Raw genomic sequence first — 630 nt, 5'->3', positions numbered from 1 at the left:
CTGAAGAAGGCCGGCGACAGCAACGGCCTGCCCGCGCAGGAGAGCTACGGCTTCGGTCGCATCTGCGAGCTGATGGGCTTCCCGGAGGTCTGGGAGTTCGACAAGCGCTGGGCCGAGATCGCCGAGAAGGATGCCGCGAAATGAGCCGGGTCAAAGCCCTCGTCTTCGACGTCTTCGGCACCGTGGTGGACTGGCGGACGGGGGTGGCGCGCGAATTCGCCGCCTTCCTGCCCGCGATGGGTCGCACCGACCTCGATCCCTTCGCGCTGGCCGATCAGTGGCGCGGCCTCTACCAGCCGGGGATGGAGGAGTGYCGCTCCGGCCGCCGTCCCTATACGCGGCTCGACGTGCTGCACCGGGAGAGCCTGGAGAAGGTGCTTGCGGCCCACAACATCACCGGCGCGAGCGAGGGCGACCTCGATCAGCTGAACCGTGCCTGGCATCGGCTGGATCCCTGGCCGGAGGTGGTGCTCGGCCTCACGCGCATGAGCCGGAAGTATTTCCTGGGCACGCTGTCCAACGGCAATATCGCGCTGATGGCGAACATGGCCAAGCGGGCCGGCCTGCCCTGGGACGCGATCCTCGGCGCCGAGGCGACCCGCTTCTACAAGCCGCAGCCCGAGGCCTATC

At 68.4% G+C, this 630-nt stretch carries 1 protein-coding gene; it reads left to right on the top strand.

All coding sequences use genetic code 11. From position 1 onward, the window contains the following. Positions 1–140: 140 nt before the first annotated feature. On the top strand, positions 141–630 hold a 490-nt coding region (locus tag AC1DWF_RS35805), incomplete at its 3' end, for an HAD family hydrolase (protein ID WP_476843204.1).

Source organism: Aminobacter sp. P4_D5, from assembly GCF_056401815.1.
The sequence above is the reverse complement of the archived record's forward strand: the minus strand, read 5'-3'. Positions and strand labels throughout refer to the sequence as shown.